At 69.3% G+C, this 16,305-nt stretch carries 15 protein-coding genes; 3 read left to right on the forward strand and 12 right to left on the reverse strand.

Features of this window, described 5'->3' with window-relative positions:
• Positions 1 to 107 precede the first annotated feature (107 nt).
• From H5T77_RS05815 to H5T77_RS05850, 8 genes are all read right to left on the reverse strand, one after another.
• Complete coding sequence (locus tag H5T77_RS05815; protein ID WP_292646268.1) at positions 108 to 1,514, reverse strand: amidase; 1,407 nt, start codon at positions 1,512 to 1,514, stop codon at positions 108 to 110.
• A gap of 22 nt (positions 1,515 to 1,536) precedes the next feature.
• Positions 1,537 to 2,487 (reverse strand): GNAT family N-acetyltransferase, encoded by a 951-nt coding sequence (locus H5T77_RS05820; protein ID WP_292646270.1) that lies wholly within the window; start codon positions 2,485 to 2,487, stop codon positions 1,537 to 1,539.
• 127 nt (positions 2,488 to 2,614) lie between these two features.
• A complete protein-coding gene (locus H5T77_RS05825) occupies positions 2,615 to 3,154 on the reverse strand; it encodes an NADPH-dependent FMN reductase (protein ID WP_292646271.1) in 540 nt (179 codons plus the stop codon).
• 65 nt (positions 3,155 to 3,219) lie between these two features.
• Positions 3,220 to 4,830: a citramalate synthase gene (gene cimA / locus H5T77_RS05830; protein WP_292646272.1), complete on the reverse strand. Its 1,611-nt coding sequence runs from the start codon at positions 4,828 to 4,830 to the stop codon at positions 3,220 to 3,222.
• Positions 4,831 to 5,013: 183 nt separating this feature from the next.
• The gene (locus H5T77_RS05835; protein WP_292646273.1) at positions 5,014 to 6,531 is read right to left on the reverse strand and encodes a serine/threonine-protein kinase; all 1,518 of its coding nucleotides are present in this window, start codon (positions 6,529 to 6,531) and stop codon (positions 5,014 to 5,016) included.
• Positions 6,532 to 6,721: 190 nt separating this feature from the next.
• On the reverse strand, positions 6,722 to 7,801 hold the full coding sequence (locus H5T77_RS05840; protein ID WP_472850336.1) for a branched-chain amino acid aminotransferase: 1,080 nt from the start codon (positions 7,799 to 7,801) through the stop codon (positions 6,722 to 6,724).
• 118 nt (positions 7,802 to 7,919) lie between these two features.
• Positions 7,920 to 9,005 carry a 3-isopropylmalate dehydrogenase gene (locus H5T77_RS05845; protein ID WP_292646276.1) on the reverse strand — a complete coding sequence of 362 codons (1,086 nt, stop codon included), beginning with the start codon at positions 9,003 to 9,005 and terminating at the stop codon, positions 7,920 to 7,922.
• A gap of 10 nt (positions 9,006 to 9,015) precedes the next feature.
• Positions 9,016 to 9,186: a hypothetical protein gene (locus tag H5T77_RS05850; RefSeq protein WP_292646278.1), complete on the reverse strand. Its 171-nt coding sequence runs from the start codon at positions 9,184 to 9,186 to the stop codon at positions 9,016 to 9,018.
• A 266-nt stretch (positions 9,187 to 9,452) separates the two neighbouring features.
• On the opposite strand from H5T77_RS05850, the gene H5T77_RS05855 reads away from it, so the two are divergent.
• On the forward strand, positions 9,453 to 10,022 hold the full coding sequence (locus tag H5T77_RS05855; RefSeq protein ID WP_292646280.1) for an O-methyltransferase: 570 nt from the start codon (positions 9,453 to 9,455) through the stop codon (positions 10,020 to 10,022).
• A gap of 19 nt (positions 10,023 to 10,041) precedes the next feature.
• Here H5T77_RS05855 and H5T77_RS05860 read toward each other — a convergent pair whose 3' ends face one another.
• The gene (locus H5T77_RS05860) at positions 10,042 to 10,737 is read right to left on the reverse strand and encodes a DsbA family oxidoreductase (RefSeq protein ID WP_292646282.1); all 696 of its coding nucleotides are present in this window, start codon (positions 10,735 to 10,737) and stop codon (positions 10,042 to 10,044) included.
• 163 nt (positions 10,738 to 10,900) lie between these two features.
• On the opposite strand from H5T77_RS05860, the gene H5T77_RS05865 reads away from it, so the two are divergent.
• Both H5T77_RS05865 and H5T77_RS05870 read left to right on the forward strand, forming a co-directional pair.
• Positions 10,901 to 11,836: an ABC transporter ATP-binding protein gene (locus H5T77_RS05865; protein WP_292646284.1), complete on the forward strand. Its 936-nt coding sequence runs from the start codon at positions 10,901 to 10,903 to the stop codon at positions 11,834 to 11,836.
• A complete protein-coding gene (locus tag H5T77_RS05870; protein WP_292646287.1) occupies positions 11,833 to 12,666 on the forward strand; it encodes an ABC-2 transporter permease in 834 nt (277 codons plus the stop codon). Before H5T77_RS05865 ends, H5T77_RS05870 begins: the two co-directional genes overlap by 4 nt.
• 91 nt (positions 12,667 to 12,757) lie before the next feature.
• On the opposite strand, the gene ilvC is transcribed toward H5T77_RS05870, so the two are convergent.
• From ilvC to H5T77_RS05885, 3 genes are all read right to left on the reverse strand, one after another.
• A complete protein-coding gene (gene ilvC / locus H5T77_RS05875; RefSeq protein ID WP_292646290.1) occupies positions 12,758 to 13,783 on the reverse strand; it encodes a ketol-acid reductoisomerase in 1,026 nt (341 codons plus the stop codon).
• Between the two features lie 70 nt (positions 13,784 to 13,853).
• Positions 13,854 to 14,417: an acetolactate synthase small subunit gene (ilvN, locus tag H5T77_RS05880; RefSeq protein WP_292646292.1), complete on the reverse strand. Its 564-nt coding sequence runs from the start codon at positions 14,415 to 14,417 to the stop codon at positions 13,854 to 13,856.
• The gene (locus tag H5T77_RS05885) at positions 14,417 to 16,168 is read right to left on the reverse strand and encodes an acetolactate synthase large subunit (protein ID WP_292646294.1); all 1,752 of its coding nucleotides are present in this window, start codon (positions 16,166 to 16,168) and stop codon (positions 14,417 to 14,419) included. Before H5T77_RS05885 ends, ilvN begins: the two co-directional genes overlap by 1 nt.
• Positions 16,169 to 16,305 lie beyond the last annotated feature (137 nt).

A 16,305-nucleotide genomic window follows, 5' to 3' on the forward strand; every position in this document is an offset into this window, starting at 1 on the left:
CGGTCGGCCGAAGCGTCACTCCCGTCGGCCGAGACGGCATCTGCGTGCCTTCTCGGCCGACAGAGTTGACGTCTCGGCCGACCGGGGTGACGTCTCGGCGAGTGGTGTTACCAGCCGGGCGGAAGGCGGTGGTCCCAGAGGGCGGCGGCCTCGATCTGGGCGGAGAGGGAGAGCAGCAGGGACTCCTGGGCGGGGCGGGCGGCGAGCATGACGCCGACGGGGAGGCCGGAGGGGGTCCAGTGGAGGGGCAGGGAGATGGCGGGCATGCCGGTGACGTTCCAGGCCGAGGTCCAGGGGGTGAACTCCTTCTGCGCCTGGAAGTCGGCCGCGGGGTCGGCGTCATTCCGGATCGCGCCGACGAGGGGCGGCGGCGTGGCCAGGGTCGGGGTGAGGACGGCGTCGTAGGGGGCCAGCGCCTCCAGGGTCGCGGCGGCGTACCGGCGCAGCTCGGCGAGCGCAAGCCCGAACTCTGGCCCGCTGACCGCCTCTCCCCGCTCGGTGAGCCAGCGAGTCAGCGGCCGGATCTGGGATCGCTGGTCCGGGGCGAGGTTGACCACCGACATCGCGGTGCCGACGGCCCAGACCGTCTCGAAGACGGCGACCGCCTCGACCGGCAGCGGACGAGGGATGTCGATGATCTCGTGGCCCAGCCACGCCAGCAGCGTCGAGGCGTTCTCCCACGCGGCGACACACTCGGCATCGACGGCGGTCTCCGCGATCAGCGGCTCGATGAACCGGGCGATGCGCAGCCTTCCCGGCGGCCGCTCGCACGCGTCCAGGAACGGGAGCTGCTCCTCGGGCGCCCAGAAGGGATCGCCCGTACGCCGCCCCGCGAGCACATCGAGGAAGGCCGCCGCGTCCCGCACCGACCGAGCGATCGGGCCGGCGGTGGCGAGCCCGGCCGCGTCGCCGTACATCGGCGACGGGGAGATCCGCCCGCGGGTCGGCTTCAGGCCGACCAGGCCGCAGCAGGAGGCCGGGATCCGGATCGAGCCGCCGCCGTCGGAGCCCTGCGCGACCGGCACCAGTCCGGCGGCCACCGCCGCGGCAGCGCCTCCGGAGGAGCCACCGGCGATCCGCGTACGGTCCCAGGGGGTGACGGCGGGCGGGGCCACATCAGGCTCGGTGTAACAGGGCGAACCGAACTCGGGGGTGTTGGTCTTCCCGAGCGAGATCATCCCGGCCGCCTCGATCGACAAGGTGACGTTGTCGGAGACGTCGGGGACGAAGTCGGAGTAGACCGCCGACCCGAAGGTCGTGCGGACCCCGCGGGTCAGATTGAGGTCCTTGATCGCCGTCGGCACTCCCCACAGCGGTGAGGCGCCGACCGGTTTGACCACGAGCTCACGAGCGCAGGTCGAGATCCGCTCCTCGGCCACGGTGACGAAGGCGCCGACATCGTCGAGCCGCGCGATCCTGTCGAGATAGTGCTCCGCGAGCTCTCCCGGAGAGATCTCGCATCGATGCAGCAGCTCTCCCTGTTCCAGGGCGGTCAGATCATGAAGTTCGGCCACCCCTGTAGGCTAGATCACATCCCTAGCGCCACTCGTCCTCGAGCATCGCGTAGCTCACCAGTGTCGCCCACTCACCCTTGGTCCATTTCACGTCACGCTCGACCGCCTCCTTGCGCATCCCGAGCCGCTCGACCACCCGCGCCGAAGCGACGTTGCGCTCGTCGACCCTGGCGATCACCCGGTGCAGACCGAGCCCGTCGAACGCCAGCCCGAGCAGCGCCCGAGCCGTCTCGGTGGCGAATCCGCGCCCCTGGAACTCGGGGTTGAAGGCATACCCGATCTCCCCCGACCGCTGCTCCTTGCTGTGCCAGAAGAGCACGGCGTCACCGATCAGCCGGCCCTCGTGCTCGACGGCGAGACAGAGCACCTCACCTTCGCGGCGCAGGACGGAAGGACGCCTCTCGGGCGCGTACGCCTTCCGCAGCTGGTCTCGGTCACGCGGCACCGGCGGGATGTAGCGGCACACGTCCTCGAGCGAGAGATAGGCATGCAGGTCCTCGAGGTCACGCTCGACGTCTACCGGGCGCAGCGTCAACCGCTCGGTCCTGACCGGGTACTCCGGCGCCAGGGCGGGCTCGGCGAGCTCCTGGAAGAGGCTCAGGTGCAGGTCGGCGGGTCCGTCGAGACGCGCGTTGAGCGACTCCCACGGGGTGCGGGTGGGTGAGGCCACGAGCGCCGCGCCGCCTTCGACGAGCTGGTCGGTGACCGCGGCGGAGTCGTCGACCTCGAACGCCACGCGTACGTGCCCGGCCACCGGGCGCCCGACCTCGACCTCGTCGATGTACGCGTGCTGAGTCGGGTTCGCGAGCTCGAGCGTGGCCCGGCCGGCGTCGAGGATGATCACCTCAGCGCCGTCGGGGCCGGAGATGGCGGCCTGCTCGGGCAGCCCGAGGGTGTCGCGGTAGAACGCCACCGCTTCTTCGTAGTCCTTCGCCTCGACCACCACACGAAGCTGTCTCACGGGTCCGCTCATGGCGGCAACGTACGGCCTCAGGGCCCTTCGCGCACGCGATAATCGGTAGAGCGCGCACGCGACAAATGACGAAGGTCAGGTCTCCCCCCGGAGAGACCTGACCTCGTGGTGCCGCCTGGCTTGGGAATCAGACGGCCGCGGGCGCGAAGCCCGCGAGCTTCTCTACGGCAGCCGCGAAGCGAGCCTGGACCTCGACGTCGGCGAACACGTCGATCTCGTGGGCCGGCTGCGAGACGATCGCGTCCTCGACGACGATCCCGCCGGCGATGCCGACCGAGCGAGCGGCGTCGGCGTGCGCCCACTTGCCGCCGTAAGGGGTCGGGGTCACGCCGACGACGGAGACGACCTTGCCCTTGATGGCACCGGCAGCGTACGGACGGGAGAGCCAGTCGATCGCGTTCTTGAGCACGCCCGGGATGGTGGCGTTGTACTCCGGGGTCACGATCAGCACGCGGTCGGCCTCGGTGACCGTCTTGCGGAGCTGGGTCACGGCCTCGCCCGGGTCGGCCTCGAGGTCCTCGTTGAAGAACGGCAGCTCGCCCAGGCCCTCGACGATCTCCAGGGAGACGCCGTCGGGCGCCCCGGCGGCGAGCTTCTCGGCAAGCTTGCGGTTGGTGGACTCAGCGCGCAGGCTGCCAACGAGTACGGCGATGCGGGTGTCGGACACGGGTTCTCCTCGAGTGACGCGGGAAAGTTCAATGTTGAACTGTTGAACACCCTCCCGCCGGAGATTCATTCCGCGACGACGGCACCCGCAGATGTGGCCTCGCTCACATGACGTCGTAGCCCGAAGGTGAGCCCGTCGACCAGCGCCTCCCAGGACGCCTCGATCACGTTGGACCCGACGCCCACGGTCGTCCACGAGGTCACCCCGTCAGAGGTCTCGATCAGCACCCGGGTCTTCGCGTCGGTGCCGTGGCCCTGGTCAAAGATCCGCACCTTGAAGTCGATCAGGTCGAAGTCGGCGACCACCGGGAAGGCGCGTGTGATCGCGGCCCGCAGCGCCTGGTCGAGCGCGTTGACCGGGCCGTTGCCCTCGCCGGTCTCGACGTGACGTACGCCGTCGGCGTGGATCTTCACGATCGCCTCGGTGGTCGACGCCGTCTCCGAGCCACCACCGCGAGCCTCGGAGATGACCCGCCAGGACTCGACCTCGAAGTAGGCGGGGCGCGCGTCCTCGACCTCCTCGATCAGGAGCAGCTCGAAGGAGGCGTCGGCCGCCTCGAAGGTGTAGCCGCGCTGCTCGGCCTCCTTGACCCGCTCGGTCACCCGGGTCACCAGGTCGCGGTCGTCGGAGAGGTCGTAGCCGAGCTCGCGTCCCTTGAGCTCGATCGAGGCCCGGCCGGCCATGTCCGAGACCAGCAGCCGCATGTCGTTGCCGACGCCTGCCGGGTCCATGTGCTGGTAGAGGTCGGGGTCGACCTTGATCGCGGAGGCGTGCAGGCCGGCCTTGTGGGTGAAGGCGGAGGCGCCCACGTAGGGCTGCCGCCCCGCGGGCGGCACGTTGGTCACCTCGGCGACCGCGTGGGCGACGCGGGTCGCCTCGCCCAGCAGACCGGTCGGGAGCACCTCTCGGCCGAGCTTGAGCTGCAGGTTGGCGACCACGGAGACCAGATCGGCGTTGCCCGTACGCTCCCCGTAGCCGTTGATGCAGCCCTGGACGTGCATCGCGCCAGCCTCCACTGCGGCCAGCGAGTTGGCGACCGCGCACCCGGTGTCGTTGTGGCAGTGGATCCCGACAGCGCCCTGGGTGGTCTCGCGGACGTCGTGGACGACGTCGGAGACCCAGCCCGGCAGCATCCCGCCGTTGGTGTCGCACAGCGCGACGACCTCGGCACCGGCCTCGTAGGCCGTCCTCAGGACCTCCATCGCGTAGTCGCGGTTGGCCCGGTAGCCGTCGAAGAAGTGCTCGGCGTCGAGGAAGACCTGCTGACCCTCCTCGCGCAGGTGGGAGACGGTGTCGCGGATCATCGCGAGGTTCTCCTCGAGGGTGGTGCGCAGCGCGAGCTCGACGTGGCGGTCGTGGGACTTCGCCACCAGGGTGACGACCGAGGCCCCGGAGTCACGGAGCGCGGCGACCTGGGGGTCGTCGGCCGCCCTCACCCCGGCCCTGCGGGTCGACCCGAAGGCAGCCAGGCGCGCGTGCTCGAGGTCGAGCTCGGAGACGGCTCGTTTGAAGAACTCGGTGTCCTTCGGGTTCGCCCCGGGCCAGCCGCCCTCGATGAACCCGACGCCCAAGCCGTCGAGATGCCGAGCGATCGCGAGCTTGTCGGCGACGCTGAGGTTGAGGCCCTCCTGCTGCGCACCGTCGCGCAGAGTGGTGTCGTAGACGTGGAATTCCATGGCTCTTCTGTCCTCGGGCTGGGCTGGATCTGCGGTCAGGGGCTGTGGCTGGGCAAGAAAAAACCCTCTCGGGTACGAGAGGGTGGCGCGTCGAGCGGAGCTCGGCGCGCTAGCGAATGATGATGACAGACGTCGTCATGGCCCTGATCCTGCCACGAAATCTCCCTCAGTGGGACGGGCGTCTCACCAGCCGAGGAGCTCGACCCACCACGACTCGTCGCCGCCGGAGAACTGTGGGCCCTCCTCGGCAAGGGTCTGGATCGGGAAGAGAGCCAGGGTGAGGACCACCGCGAAACCGAGGATCCAGGGCACCCATCGCTCCGAGACCCGCCGGACCACCTTGGTCACCGGGTCGCGCAGCCGGTCGCGTCCGGAGCCGGTCCACAGCGCGACCACGAACGCCAGGCCTGCGAGGCCCAGAGCGGCCGGCAGGGAGAGCTGCAGGGCGAAGCCGATCAGCACCGCCGCCACCACGAACCCGTATCCCCACATCCCCACCACGAACGTCTTCGGGAGCGAGCGGACCAGCCGCCAGGGGGCGCCGATCAGGAGGCGGGGCGCATCGTGCCACTTGCGACCGCGATACCAACGCCACCTGCGCAGGTCACCGGCGGCCAGCGTCGCGGAGCGGATCAGCCAGGCCGCGCCGAGCACAGCCAGGAAGCCCACGCTCGGGAACGCGGCCATCACACCGACGGTGAAGGCGAGCAGACCGAGCCAGATCGCCCCGCGGCGCAGCTTCTCCAGACGGGCATCACGGCGACTGTCCGGGCGCCGGCCGAGCTTGCCGAGCGGCGGGAACGGCGCGGCCGGGGTGGTGGCCTTCTCCCGCTCGGTCCGGTCGCTGAGCGAGAGCTGCTCGACCGGCTTGTGCACGAACGGCCGACGCGGCGTACGCAGCCACTCGCGCACCTCGTCCAGCGTCGGGCGGTCGGCGGGATCGGGCGAGAGCGCCTGCCCGAGCAACCCACGCAGCGGCTGCGGCACGCCCTCCAGGTCGTGCTCACCGCGCCGGGCCCGGTCCATCAGCTTCATCGAGTTGCCTTCGCCGAAGGGCGGGCGGCCGGTCGCCGCGTACGCCACGACGGCGGCCCACGAGTGCACGTCCGAGGCCGGGGTGGCCGGGTCGCCGACGGCGATCTCGGGCGGCAGGTAACCGGGTGTGCCGATCAGCAGGCCGGTCACGGTGATCTTCGGATCGTCGGCCACGCGGGCGAGCCCGAAGTCGATCAGGATCGGGGTCCGCCCTTCGACGATGATGTTGGCGGGCTTGACGTCGCGGTGGAGGACGCCGACGGCGTGGCAGTCGGCGATGCCCTCGGCCAGGTCGCTGGCCAGCTGCTCGACCTCGTCGCTCGAGAGCACGCCCTCGTTGACGATCTTGTCGTGCAGCGTCGGACCCGGGACGTAGCGGGTCGCCAGCCACGGCACCTCGCCCCACGGGTCGGCCGCGACGACACCTGCGACCCACCTGCTCCGCACCCGCTGCAGCGAGGAGACCTCGCGCGCCAGCCGCTGGCGCCCCTCCTCGTCCCCGACGAACTGGGTGCGCAGCACCTTCAGCGCCACCCGCTCACCGCTCACGCGGTGGCTGGCCAGGTGGACCCGGCCCATCCCGCCCTGCCCCAGCAGGGAGAGCAGGTCGTAGTCACCGACGCTCTCTCGTCGGTTCGCCTGGGGTAGGCGTGGGGCTGTCGTCACGGGACAAACCTTAACCGCCGCAACCGACACCGGCGGAGACCACGAAACGCCGAAGCGTCACCCCGGTCGGCCGAGTGGGCATCCTCTGCCGTCTCGGTTCGCGGGAGTGACGCTTCGGCCTGCGTACGTGACGTCTCGGCCGGCGCGAGTGACGTCTCCGCGCTTCGCGCGGTTACTCCCTCGCTCGGCGTCAGACGATCTGGCGCATCCAGCCGAAGGTGTCCTCGGCGCGGCCGAACTGGATGTCGACGAGCTGCTTGCGGATGGTCCGCCAGACCTCACCGTCACCGGCCGAGGCGATGGAGCCGCCCTCGTGGACGAGCTCGCCGACCGGGGTGACCACAGCTGCGGTGCCGCAGGCGAAGACCTCGGTGATCTCGCCGGACTCCACGCCGGCCTTCCACTCGTCGATGGTGAACTTGCGCTCCTCGACGGTGTAGCCGAGCTTGCCCGCGAGCTCGATGATCGAGGCCCGGGTGATCCCCTCGAGGATGGTGCCGGTCTCGGGGGTGACGATCCGGCCGTCGGCGTGGACGAAGTAGAGGTTCATGCCGCCGAGCTCCTCGACGTACTTCCCCTCCTGCGCGTCCAGGAAGACCACCTGGTCGCAGCCGTTGGCCGTGGCCTCGGCCTGGGCGACCAGGGAGGAGGCGTAGTTGCCGCCGGTCTTGGCCGCGCCCATGCCGCCGCGGCCGGCGCGGGTGTAGTTCTCGCTGAGCCAGATCCGGACCGGCTTCACGCCGCCCTTGAAGTAGGAGCCGGCGGGCGAGGCGATGACCATGTAGGTCACGTGCTGGGCCGGGCGAACACCGAGGAACGACTCCGAGGCGAACATGAAGGGCCGCAGGTAGAGGCTCTTCTCGTCGCTCTCGGATGCCTCGGGGACCCAGCGGTGGTCGACCTTGACCAGGTCGAAGACGGTCTGCACGAAGTCCTCGATCTCGAGGACGGGCAGAGCCAGGCGCTCGCTGGAGCGAGCCATCCGAGCGGCGTTGGCCTCGGGCCGGAACGACCAGATCGAGCCGTCCTCGTGCCGGTAGGCCTTCATGCCCTCGAAGATCTCCTGGGCGTAGTGCAGCACGGCTGCTGACGGGTCCAGGCTGATCGGCGCGTACGCCTCGATGCGACCGTTGTGCCAGCCCTGTTCGGGCGTCCACTCGACGGTGAGCATGTGGTCGGTGAAATGGTTGCCGAAGCCTGGGTTCGCCAGGACCTCCGCGCGCTGCTTGTCGGTGGCCGGTTGGGTCGACAATGTGGTGCTGATCTCCATGACCATGAGATTAGTCCTGTTCTGCGAGGGCTGTGCTATCGCGGGCGGGGTAAGTGATGAGGACAGAGCAAGGGCCGGGCGCAGGAGAATCTGCGCCCGGCCCTTCGAGGGTGAGCGGCTAGCCGACTACTCGCGCGGCGATCGCGTCGCCGACCTCGGAGGTCGTACGAGGCTGCGAACCGCGCTCGGAGAGGTCGGCGAGCACGGCGGCGTCGATGGCAGCGGCAGCCTCGGGGCGACCGAGGTGCTCGAGCAGAAGGGCCCCGGACAGGATCGCCGCAGTGGGGTCCGCCTTCTGCTGGCCGGCGATGTCGGGGGCGGAGCCGTGGACAGGCTCGAACATCGAGGGGAACTCGCGGGAGGAGTTGATGTTGCCGGAGGCGGCCAGGCCGATGCCGCCGGTGATGGCAGCGGCGAGGTCGGTGATGATGTCGCCGAAGATGTTGTCGGTGACGATCACGTCGAAGCGCGCCGGGTCGGTCGCGAGGAAGATCATCACCGCGTCGATGTGGAGATAGTCCACGGTGACGTCGGGGAACTCCTCGGCGACCTGCTGGGTGATCCGCCACCACAGCGAGCCGGCGTTGACGAGCACGTTGGTCTTGTGGACCAGGGTCAGCTGCTTGCGCGGGCGTGCCTGGGCACGGGCGAAGGCGTCGCGGACGACCCGCTCCACGCCGTAGGCGGTGTTGACCGAGGTCTCGGTGGCGACCTCGTGTGGGGTTCCGACCCGCATCGCGCCACCGTTGCCGGTGTAGAGGCCCTCGGTGCCCTCACGGACCACGACGAAGTCGATCTCGCCCTTGTCCAGCACTGCCGGCGACAGCGGGGAGGTCGCCCCCGGGAAGAGTCGCGACGGGCGCAGGTTGACGTAGTGGTCGAGCTCGAAGCGGAGCTTGAGCAGCAGCCCGCGCTCCAGGATGCCCGGGGGCAGGTTCGGGTCGTTGGGCTTGCCGCCGACCGCTCCGAGCAGGATGGCGTCCTGCTCCTTGATCTCGGCGAGGACAGACTCGGGCAGGACCTCGCCGGTGGCGAGATAGCGCTCGGCGCCGAGGTCGTAGCGGGTCTGCTCGAACTTCACCGGTCCGGCCGAGCCGGATCCCGAGGCGATGTTTGCAGCGACCTCGAGCACCTTCAGCGCCTCGGCGGTCACCTCCGGTCCGATGCCGTCGCCGGGGATCACTGCGAGGTTGGTCGTAGACATGACGGCGAGACTAGTTGTCGTCGGGCAGCTGGCCGCCGTTGTCCCGCAGGTCGAGCGCCTGCTGGACCGCGGCGATGGTGTTCTCGACGCTGTGCGGGTTGTCCGGGTCGTGGCTCGCCGGGCCCCACTCGCGGCCCCACTTGTCGTAATCGGCGGGGCTCTCGGGGTACATCGCGTACATGGCTTCTTCCTTCACACGTCAGGGAATCAGAGGGTGTGGGAGAGAAGCCGGGGTCTTTGGAAGACGGAAGCCACCGCGACGAGGTGGCTTCTCCTGCGGTCGTTACCGCCGGGCCCCGTCGCGGCACTCGAGTACGAGAAAAATGCTCCGCATGGTGTTCTGACGTTAACCCGGCAGACGCCTTGAAAGAACGGATCTGGACGAATGGTCCGCCATCCGAGACGCCCGTGCGCACGATCACACCCCTCATCCGGAAGACTGGCCATGTGAGTGCACCCCCAGAGCTTCCGGACATCGTGACCCGCGCCTTCGACGTCTCCCGTCGGGCGGGGTACGTCTCGTTCTGCCGCAACGAGACCGGACGACTTCTGGCGACCCTCGCGGCCACCCGGAGCGGCACCATGGCGGAGTTCGGGACCGGATGCGGTATCGGCACCGCCTGGCTGCGAAGCGGCGTACGCGGCGACGCGGCCCACATCGTCTCCGCCGAACTCGACGAGCACCTCGCCAAGGAGGCCGCCGAGATCTTCGCCGACGACCGGCAGGTCGAGGTGATCGCCGCCGACTGGGGCATCCTGCGCGACCGCGGCCCGTTCGCGCTGCTCTTCCTGGACGCCGAGACCCCCGGCGGGGTCTCCCCCGACCAGCTCGCCGAGCTGGTCGAGGAGGGCGGCATCGTCGTCATCGACGACCTCATCCCCACCGACCTGTGGCCGCCGATCGTCTACGGCCGGGTCGACAGCCTGCGCGAGTCCTGGCTCACCGACGAGCGCTTCACCACCGTCGAGGTCATGGTCGCCCCCGACACCAGCGTCCTGATCGCCACCAAACGCTAGCTGGACTCCGGCCCGACGGTCAGATCGCGCAGCCGTCGGGACCGCAGGCATCGCCGTCGCCGACGATCGTCAGCGCCGGCTTGGTCTCGGCGTGCACCCGCTCCAACAGCTGGCTGAACACCTTCGTGGGCTGCGCGCCGGAGACGCCGTACTTCTCCTCGACGACATAGAACGGCACCCCGGTCGCGCCGTAGGCGCGGGCCTGGTCGACATCGGCCTGTACGTCGGTCGCGAACTCGTCGCTCGCGAGCACCTCGTCGACGCGGGCAGCGTCGAGACCGACGCTGACGGCGGCCTGCCGCAGGACGGCGTGGTCGCCCATCGACTCGCCCCGGGTGAAGTACGCAGCGAGCAGCTCCTCCTTGAGCTCGGCCTGCCTGCCCTCGGCCTTGGCCAGGTGGATCAGCCGGTGGGCGTCGATGGTGCGCGCGTGCGGGGTGTCCTCGTAGTCGAACTCGAGACCGGCAGCGGCGGCCGGGACGCTGACCTGCTTCATCATCTCGCGGGTCTGCTCGACGGAGGCACCGAACTTCTTCGACAGCGCCTCGACCGTGGTCTCGACCGGCACCTGCGGCGCGGTCGGGTCGAGCTCGAAGGAGTGGTAGACGATCTCGACGTCGTCGCTGTGCTCGAAGCCTTCCAGGGCCTCCTCGAGATGGCGCTTGCCGATGTAGCACCAAGGACAGACGACGTCAGACCAGACATCAATACGCATGTGACGGGAACGTTTCGTCCGGTACGAAACATTCCGCGGCAGACTGCTGCGCCTGATGGGCAGGGCCCCTGAGCCGGTCTCAGGGGTGACCAGGGGAAGGTCCGGGAGCCCGCCAGGGATCTGCCGGACGCGGCCGAGGGTCGCTTGGCGCGAGGCTCGATGCATGATCCAGATCGATGCCCTCTCCAAGAGGTACGGCGGGTTCACGGCCGTCGACAACGTGACCTTCAATGCCGAGCCCGGCCGGGTGACCGGCTTCCTCGGCCCCAACGGCGCCGGCAAGTCCACGACCATGCGCATCCTGGTCGGCCTCACCGATCCGTCCTCCGGCAGCGCGCATCTCCTCGGCCGGCACTTCTCCCAGCTGCCCAACCCCGGCCTCGAGGTCGGTGTCCTCCTCGACGCCTCCGCACAGCACGGCGGCCGCACCGGCCGCGAGATCCTCACCCTGGCCGCCCGCACGATGGGTCTGCCGAAGACCCGCGTGGCCGAGACGCTCGAGCGGGTCAGCCTGACCGAGGAGGAGGCCGGGCGGCGCGTACGCAACTACTCCCTCGGGATGCGGCAGCGGCTCGGGATCGCGACGGCCCTGATCGGGGACCCGGAGGTGCTGATCCTCGACGAGCCGGCCAACGGGCTCGACCCCGCAGGCATCCGCTGGATGCGGGACCTGCTGCGCGGCTTCGCCGACGACGGCGGCACCGTGCTCCTCTCCTCCCACCTGCTGCACGAGATCGAGGTCATCGCCGACGACATCGTGGTGATCGGCAACGGCCGGATCGTCGCGCAGGGCACCAAGCAGGAGCTGCTCGCCGGCGGCGGGACGTACGCCCGTACCAGCGATCTCACCGCCCTGGGGCGGGCGCTCCAGCGGGCGGGCCACACCGCCGAGATCACCTCCGAGGGCGCCGTCCTCAGCAACGCCGAACTCGCCGCCGTCGGCCAGATCGCCTTCGACGCCGGGCTGGCGCTCACCGAGCTCCGCGCCGCCGACGGCGCCGGCCTGGAGGAGATGTTCCTCCAGCTCACCGCCTCCACCCAGCGCGACCACCTCGAGTCCCCGGAAGGGCTGGATTCATCGAAAGGGAAGGCAGCATGACCACCACGACCATCGCCCCTGAGCCGGCCAGCCCGGCCGGGCACCAGCAGGAGGCGGCTCACCGCCGCACGCGGGCCGTCCCCTCCCCTATCCCCTTCGGCCGCATCGCCGGCATCGAGCTGCGCAAGATGTTCGACACCCGCTCCGGGTTCTGGCTGATGGCCAGCCTGGTCGTGCTCTCTCTCGCGGCCTCAGCGGCGACGATCATCTTCGTCGACGCCGACAACCTCGACTACGAGGGGTTCGCCAGCGCCTGGGGCATCCCGATGTCGGTGATCCTGCCGATGATCGCCGTGCTCGCGGTCACGAGCGAGTGGAGCGCGCGCAGCGCCCTGACCACCTTCACCCTGGTGCCCGGACGCGGTAGCGTGATCGCCGCGAAAGCCGTCGTCACCGCCTTGGTGGGGGTAGCCGCCATCGTCGTCGCGGCGCTCGTCGGAGCCCTGGGCTACCTCGGCGTGGCGACGGTCATGGACCTCGACCCGGTCTGGAACCTCTCCTTCGCCGAGCTCGCCCGGGTCACCCTGGCCAGTGAGATCGGGATGTTCATGGGCTTCATGCTGGGGATGCTCTTCCGCAGCTCTCCCGCGGCCATCGTGGCCTACTTCGTCTACGCCCTCGTGCTGCCGACCGTCTCCTCGGCGCTCGCCTCCACCAACACCTGGTGGGCCGAGAACGCCACCTGGTTCGACCTCAACTGGGCGACCATGAACCTCTACTCCGAGATGACCGACAAGGCGTGGGCTCAGCTTGGCGTGGCGAGCCTGATCTGGCTCGTGGTCCCGATGTTGGTAGGCCTCCGGCTGGTCCTCAAGTCCGAGGTCAAGTAACCCGCCGAGTCGGCGCAAGCTGACCACAAATCCAGCCGAGTCGGCGCGTTAGAACGCGCCGACTCGGCTTGGGGTTTGACGAACAGCGGGATCAGCGGGCGGCTGAACCCTCGGTGTAGTCGTCGTCGGCCTGGCTCCACGAGAAGTGGGCGCGCAGGGCCTTGCCGGTGGCCTCGATCGGGTGACCGGCCTCCTCCTCGCGCAGCTTCTGGAACTCGGCCGCACCGTTGTCCTGGTCGGCGATGAACCGGGCGGCGAAGGAGCCGTCCTGGATCTCGGCGAGCACCTGCTGCATGGTCTCCTTGACCTGCGGGCCGACGACGCGCGGGCCGGAGACGTAGTCGCCGTACTCAGCGGTGTCGGAGATCGACCAGCGCTGCTTGGCGATGCCGCCCTCCCACATCAGGTCCACGATGAGCTTCAGCTCGTGGAGCACCTCGAAGTAGGCGATCTCGGGCTGGTAACCGGCTTCGGTCAGCGTCTCGAAACCGGCCTGGACCAGGTGCGACACACCACCGCAGAGCACGGCCTGCTCGCCGAAGAGGTCGGTCTCGGTCTCCTCGGTGAAGGTCGTCTTGATGACCCCGGCGCGGGTGCCGCCGATGCCCTTGGCGTACGCCTTGGCGATGTCCCAGGCGGAGCCGGAGGCGTCCTGCTCGACGGCGATGATGTCCGGGATGCCGCGGCCGGCGACGTACTCACGACGGACGGTGTGGCCCGGGGCCTTCGGGGCCACCAGGATCACGTCGACACCCTCGGGAGCCTTGATGTAGCCGAAGCGCACGTTGAAGCCGTGGCCGAAGACGAGGGTCTTGCCGGCGGTCACGTGGGGCGCGAGCTCGTCGTTGTAGAGACCGCGCTGGTGCTGGTCCGGGGCGAGGATGACGATCACGTCCGCCTCAGCGGCGGCCTCGGCCGGCGTGAGGACCTTGAGGCCCTCCTCCTCGGCCTTGGCGGTCGACTTCGAGCCGGGCTGAAGGCCGACGCGGACGTCCACACCGGAGTCACGCAGGTTGAGCGCATGGGCATGGCCCTGGCTGCCGTAGCCGATGACCGCGACCTTCTTCGCCTGGATCAGCGAGAGGTCGGCGTCGTCGTCGTAGAAAATCTCAGCCACGAGGGCTTCTCCTTTTCGTTCGGTGGTCGAGCTTGTCGAGACCCACCTGTAGTGATTGATGTGGTTTGGTTCAGACCGCGGGAGGCGGAGCGGGCACAGCCACGGATCGCAGGCTGCGCTCGGAGATCGACCGGGAGCCGCGGCCCATGCCGACCATTCCGGACTGGGAGAGCTCACGGATGCCGAAGGGCTCGATGACTCGCAGGAAGTCGTTGAGCTTGCCGGTGTTGCCGGCGAGCTGGACGACGACGGTGTCGGTGGACACGTCGACGACCTTGGCCCGGAAGAGCTGGATGGTGTCGAGCACCTGGCTGCGGGTCTCCGTGGTGGCGGTGATCTTGACCAGCATGAGGGCGCGCTGGACGCGCGACTCGGGCTCGAGCTCGACGATCTTGATCACCTCGACCAGCTTGTTGAGCTGCTTGGTGACCTGCTCGAGAGGGGTGTTCTCGAGATTGACCACGACCGTCATGCGGGAGACCTCGTCGTGCTCGGTCGGCCCGACCGCGAGGGACTCGATGTTGAAGCCACGGCGCGAGAAGAGCGCGGCCACGCGGGCCAGGACACCGGGCTTGTTCTCGACCAGGACGCTCAGCGTGTGCTTGCCGCCGGTCTTCGCGGGCTGGATGCTCATCAGAGGTCGTCCTCGTCGAACTCGGGCGCGAGGTCGCGCGCGTACTGGATCTCGTCGTTGGAGGAGCCGGCGGCGACCATCGGCCACACCATGGCGTCCTTGTTGACCCGGAAGTCGACGACGACAGGGGCGTCGTTGATCTCCATGGCCTTCGCGATGGTGGCGTCGACGTCGTCGGCGGAGTCGCAGGCCAGGCCGACGCAGCCCATGGCCTCGGCCAGCTTGGGGAAGTCAGGGATGCGCTTGGTCTGGCCGTGGGACTGCAGGTTGGTGTTGGAGTAGCGCTCGCCGTAGAAGAGCGTCTGCCACTGGCGCACCATGCCGAGGTTGTCGTTGTTGATGATCGCGACCTTGATCGGGATGTTCTCGATCGCGCAGGTGGCGAGCTCCTGGTTGGTCATCTGGAAGCAGCCGTCGCCGTCGATCGACCAGACCGTGGCGTCCGGGCAGCCGACCTTCGCGCCCATCGCGGCCGGGACGGAGTAACCCATCGTGCCGAGGCCTCCGGAGTTGATCCAGGTGTTCGGGTGCTCGTAGCCGATGAACTGCGCCGCCCACATCTGGTGCTGGCCGACGCCGGCGGTGAAGATCGTCTCGTCGCCGGAGATCGCGCCGAGCCGCTCGATGACGTACTGCGGGGAGAGGCCGTCGGCCGGGAGGTCATAGCCGAGCGGGTACGCCTTCTTGATCCCGGCCATGAACGAGATCCAGCCCTCGTAGTCGCCCTCCTTGCCGGCTTCCTTCTCCGCGGTGAGCACCGTGATCAGGTCGGTGAGGACCTCGCGCACGTCGCCCACGATCGGAACGTCGGCGTAGCGGTTCTTGCCGATCTCGGCCGGGTCGATGTCGGCGTGGATCACCTTGGCGTTGGGGGCGAAGGAGTCCAGGTTGCCGGTGACGCGGTCGTCGAACCGGGCGCCGAGGCTGATGATCAGGTCGGACTTCTGCAGGCCGGCGACCGCGGGGACGGTGCCGTGCATGCCCGGCATACCGAGGTGCTGCGGGTGGGAGTCGGGGAAGGCGCCGCGGGCCATCAGCGTGGTCACCACCGGGATCCCGGTGAGCGTGGCCAGCTGGAAGAGCTCGCGGTGAGCGCGGGAGCGGATCGTGCCGCCGCCGACGTACAGGACCGGCTTCTTGGCCTCCAGCATCAGGCGCGCCGCCTCGCGGATCTGCTTGGCGTGCGGCCTGGTCACCGGGCGGTAGCCCGGCAGGTGGAGCTCGGTCGGCCACCGGTAGGTGGTGGTGGCCTGCAACGCCGACTTGGTGACGTCGACGAGGACCGGACCCGGCCTCCCGGAGGAGGCGAGGTGGAAGGCCTCAGCGACCCGAAGCGGGATCTCCGCCGGGTCGGTGATGAGGAAGCTGTGCTTGGTGACCGGCATCGTGATGCCGCGGATGTCGGCCTCCTGGAAGGCGTCGGTGCCGATCATCGCCGCGCCGACCTGGCCGGTGATGGCCACCATCGGCACGGAGTCCATGTTGGCGTCGGCGAGCGGGGTGACCAGGTTGGTCGCGCCCGGACCGGAGGTGGCCATGCAGACGCCGACCTTGCCGGTCGCGGCGGCGTAGCCCTGGGCTGCGTGGCCGGCGCCCTGCTCGTGGCGTACAAGAATGTGGCGGATCTTCGAGTCCATCAGCGGGTCGTACGCCGGAAGGATCGCGCCTCCCGGAATGCCGAAGATGTTCTCGGCCCCCGCTGCTTCCAGCGATTTGATCAGGCTCTGTGCGCCTGTCATCTGCTCGCTCATGTCCGCCGTCCTACTCATTCGGAGCTTCTACTCATGGGCTGTGCTCGGTTGTCTGGCTTGGGCTGCTCGTGCAACAAAAAACCCTCCGGCCCGGCGGGCAACGGAGGGAGACGCGTCGTCTGGGGCCAATGGCTCCT

The organism is Nocardioides sp. (assembly GCF_014360585.1).
Classification (GTDB): Bacteria; Actinomycetota; Actinomycetes; order Propionibacteriales; family Nocardioidaceae; genus Nocardioides.

Coding starts and splice junctions, on each gene's coding strand:
- H5T77_RS05850 (WP_292646278.1), bottom strand. CDS start 9,186: ATGTACGCGATGTACCCCGAGAGCCCCGCCGATTACGACAAGTGGGGC.
- H5T77_RS05820 (WP_292646270.1), bottom strand. CDS start 2,487: ATGAGCGGACCCGTGAGACAGCTTCGTGTGGTGGTCGAGGCGAAGGAC.
- H5T77_RS05885 (WP_292646294.1), bottom strand. CDS start 16,168: ATGAGCGAGCAGATGACAGGCGCACAGAGCCTGATCAAATCGCTGGAA.
- H5T77_RS05840 (WP_472850336.1), bottom strand. CDS start 7,801: ATGGAGATCAGCACCACATTGTCGACCCAACCGGCCACCGACAAGCAG.
- H5T77_RS05860 (WP_292646282.1), bottom strand. CDS start 10,737: ATGCGTATTGATGTCTGGTCTGACGTCGTCTGTCCTTGGTGCTACATC.
- H5T77_RS05865 (WP_292646284.1), top strand. CDS start 10,901: ATGATCCAGATCGATGCCCTCTCCAAGAGGTACGGCGGGTTCACGGCC.
- cimA (WP_292646272.1), bottom strand. CDS start 4,830: ATGGAATTCCACGTCTACGACACCACTCTGCGCGACGGTGCGCAGCAG.
- H5T77_RS05870 (WP_292646287.1), top strand. CDS start 11,833: ATGACCACCACGACCATCGCCCCTGAGCCGGCCAGCCCGGCCGGGCAC.
- ilvN (WP_292646292.1), bottom strand. CDS start 14,417: ATGAGCATCCAGCCCGCGAAGACCGGCGGCAAGCACACGCTGAGCGTC.
- H5T77_RS05845 (WP_292646276.1), bottom strand. CDS start 9,005: ATGTCTACGACCAACCTCGCAGTGATCCCCGGCGACGGCATCGGACCG.